This is a genomic window from Endozoicomonas sp. SESOKO4 (assembly GCF_024606275.1).
On the sequence record NZ_JAHHPS010000322.1, the window covers coordinates 1 to 1,170 of the forward strand.

Genomic DNA, 1,170 nt, shown 5'->3' on the forward strand with positions numbered 1-1,170 from the left:
CTTTTGAGGAATCATAATCGATATAGCCTTGTTTAATATTTTTTGCTGTTACTAAAAACACTCCTTTTTCTTTTTTTGAAGGACTTCTGCCTCTATAGTCGACATAGGTTGTTAGGTTACACAATGGTTTTTCTTCCCACTCCTCTAAGTTCTGGAACTCGGGAAACCGAAGTTTTGGTACAGCCTCTCCTTCAGCGGGAAAAAGCTGTTGCATAAGTCGTTTTTTATGGGCTTTCAGGGCTTCAAGTTTTTTGGTTTGACTAGTGATTAGGTCGTCGATAGAAGAGAGGCAATCAGTAACTTTTTCTCGCTCATTGATATTTGGAACAGGTAATGGCATAGACATAAAGTCATCATTACTAAGACTCATTCTGTCATGACGCGCACCAACATTTGAGACAGTGCGCATGTAACTATGCCAGTGTGTTGACTTGAAATACTGCTCATAAAAGCGGTCTTGCTGGTCATTGAACCTGAAAACCGTATAAAGCGGAGATATGACTCCTTTGCCAAGATTATTCCTGGATATAGGACCGACAGGAGCAATGGTTGAGACTCGTGGGTTATAAACATAGTCGCCTTTATCAACCACACTATAACCAGCCAGATTACCTTTCACCGCAATGTCTTTATCGAAGTAATCACGTTGATCAATAACCCCTTCAGCCGCTGAATTGGTTAATGCTCGCGTGATGGTTTCGTTTCTGTTCCTTGCAGTCTGACGTGTTGCCAATGATTTAAGCTTGGTGATTTTCCAATCAGGATAGTCAGAACCATCTTCCTGTTGAAACCGTAACTCCGGGACCAACGCCTTTTTGTCTTGCTTACTCATAAACCGCCAACCCCGAAATTTCACGGCCATGAGCCAATTTCTTAAAATGAGGCACCAAGTCCTCCATCAAAGCCAGCTCCTTTTTGGTGCGGTCTTTCCAGCCCAGCTCAAGGGGAGCCAGCAAATCACTCAATTGTTCACCATCAAAAATCATTCGTTTCATCACATTGTTGACAAATACCTGCAGGGTATCCGGTGCCAGCCCGTGCTTGTTAGCCATTGCCGTGACATCTTCCGCAGACTTGGCTTCTTTAAAGGATTCATAGCCTTCACGGATGGCAGTTTCGTTCAGTGCTTCCCCCGTCTGCAGGCTGTTGATATAGGCAATGATATCGTCC

General features: G+C 43.7%; 1 protein-coding gene and 1 pseudogene. Both read right to left on the bottom strand.

Features of this window, described 5'->3' with window-relative positions:
* Positions 1–832 (bottom strand): hypothetical protein (locus tag KDK16_RS06035; protein WP_373690931.1); only part of this gene is annotated, 832 nt, incomplete at its 3' end.
* Positions 825–1,170, bottom strand: a pseudogene (locus KDK16_RS06040) (type I restriction endonuclease subunit R); the annotation flags it as partial. The gene KDK16_RS06035 and the pseudogene KDK16_RS06040, both read right to left, overlap by 8 nt.